The sequence below is a fragment of the Zoogloea sp. genome, assembly GCF_023150065.1.
Taxonomy (GTDB): domain Bacteria; phylum Pseudomonadota; class Gammaproteobacteria; order Burkholderiales; family Rhodocyclaceae; genus Zoogloea.
Window position 1 is genome coordinate 1 of sequence record NZ_JAKLLN010000191.1, and the last position, 568, is coordinate 568.

Below are 568 nucleotides of genomic sequence, written 5' to 3' on the forward strand. Positions count from 1 at the left end.
CCGACGCCTGGCTCAGCCTGTGGCGCGCCCGCCTCGCCGCCGAGGGCCGGCCGGACGCCGAGCGGCAGGCCGCGATGGACGCGGTGAACCCGCGCTACGTGCTCCGCAACTGGATCGCCGAATCCGCCATCCGGGCTGCCCAGAGGGGAGATTTCAGCGAAGTGGAGGCGGTCCGGGCCTGCCTGTCGCAGCCCTTCTCGCCGCAGCCCGACCACGAACGCTTCGCCGCGCCGCCGCCGGACTGGGCCGCGGGGCTGGCGGTGAGCTGCTCCAGCTGAGCGCCCCGGCCGGCGCCCCGGGCACCTCACTGGCCCCGGGCAGGCGTACGGTGAACCAGAAGGTGCTGCCTTGCCCCGGCACGCTCGCCACCCCCGCCGTGCCGCCCATCAGCGCGGCGAGCCGCAGGCTGCCAAGGCCGGTGCCACCATGCCGGCGGGTGGTCGAGGCGTCCGCCTGGCCGGGCATCCAAGAGAATTACTTTGCGCGGAGGCCGCGACGATGAGCGCCGCTGCCTCTTCCCCCATTGCCGCGCTGAAGCGTTGGCGCCAGGAGTGGTACTTGTGGCGCC

Annotated in this window: 1 pseudogene; it reads left to right on the forward strand. The window is 74.5% G+C overall.

Annotated elements, in window-relative coordinates:
• Positions 1–278, forward strand: a pseudogene (locus L6Q67_RS24215) (hypothetical protein); the annotation flags it as partial.
• Positions 279–568: the final 290 nt, after the last annotated feature.